This window comes from Streptomyces albipurpureus, assembly GCF_023701525.1.
GTDB lineage: Bacteria > Actinomycetota > Actinomycetes > Streptomycetales > Streptomycetaceae > Streptomyces > Streptomyces albipurpureus.
On sequence record NZ_JAMQAW010000069.1, the window covers coordinates 1 to 813 of the forward strand.

Here is an 813-nt window from a genome sequence, read left to right on the forward strand (position 1 = left end):
CGCCACCGCTCCGACGCCAAAAGCGCCCTCATCACCCTCGTCGAACACGCCCTCATGGCACGGCTGCGCTAGGCGGTATCCGCCCTTCGGACGCAGGTGGAAGCCCTCGTACTCATGGGAGTGCGAGGGCTTTGTGATGTCCGAGGCCATGCCGGGGTGTCCAGGAGCGCGCTGGCTTGGCACACCGCCTCGCGGGACGGGCGCTCAGCGACCCCTCCTCCGCTTGGCGAGCATGGAAAGGGCGCGGCTCATCGGCTGAGCCCTCCCAGGGGCACACCGCACTCGCTGTACGAGGGAACGCCGGCCGCGCGCTCTGCCTCGTACCGCCTGTGGAGGCCTCAGCAGCTCGAAGACGGCCCGGGGACGGCCTTGGGGTCGTACCCAGGCCCTGCGGGAGTCGCCGGCCCTGGAATGGCGCACAGCAGTCGGCCCTCGGACACCGTGGTTCGGTGTCCGAGGGCCGACTCATGTTCTGGCGCGGAGCGAGCTTTCCGCGGCTGGTGCCGTCGGCGTCAGCCCTGCCAGCTGTGTGAGGGCTGGAAGCCGCGCTGGCGCTCCAGCCGGCGCCAGCCGGCCATCGAGCGGTCCTGGACGGGGGCGGCCTCGGGCTGGGACGCCGCGCGGGCAAGCAGAACGGCGGTGATGGCCGCCAGCTCTTCGGGGTCGCAATGCCCCTTCTCGACGCGGAGCAGGGAAGCGGACGAAGGGTGGGTGCTCATACTGATGGGGCTCCGTTTTCTCCGCAGGATCACTGCGGGGGGTTGCCGTGCTTGCGGGACGGCAGGTCAGCGTGTTTGGTCCGGAGCATGGTGA

At 70.5% G+C, this 813-nt stretch carries 1 protein-coding gene and 1 pseudogene; one reads left to right on the forward strand and one right to left on the reverse strand.

The features are described from left to right. Positions 1-72, forward strand: a pseudogene (locus NBG84_RS34320) (ATP-binding protein); the annotation flags it as partial. 440 nt (positions 73-512) lie between these two features. Here NBG84_RS34320 and NBG84_RS34325 read toward each other — a convergent pair. Further along, positions 513-719 carry an acyl-CoA carboxylase subunit epsilon gene (locus NBG84_RS34325; RefSeq protein WP_250923598.1) on the reverse strand — a complete coding sequence of 69 codons (207 nt, stop codon included), beginning with the start codon at positions 717-719 and terminating at the stop codon, positions 513-515. Positions 720-813 lie beyond the last annotated feature (94 nt).